The 248-nt window shown below is 48.4% G+C and carries 1 pseudogene; it reads right to left on the reverse strand.

Annotation, left to right across the window (positions count from 1 at the left end):
* Positions 1-248, reverse strand: a pseudogene (locus tag AB4153_RS21575) (hypothetical protein); the annotation flags it as partial.

Raw genomic sequence — 248 nt, forward strand, 5'->3', positions numbered from 1 at the left:
GTAGTGGTACCTGAAATGTCAGCAGTTTCTGCGCCATCATTAATCACTAATGCAACGTCGATAGAACCTGCTGTCGCATCCATGTTATCGGTGTCAGCATCAGTGACGGTTTGACCGTTTTGATCGACAGCTGATGCGTCAACGGTAATGTCACCATCAACTAGGCCTGAAATATCCACGCCATCAATGCTGTAATCGCCATTGGCATCAACAGTCACGCCAGTGATGATTTGGACTGTGCCAGCGCT

This window comes from Shewanella sp. 10N.286.52.E4 (assembly GCF_041468785.1).
GTDB lineage: Bacteria > Pseudomonadota > Gammaproteobacteria > Enterobacterales > Shewanellaceae > Shewanella > Shewanella electrodiphila.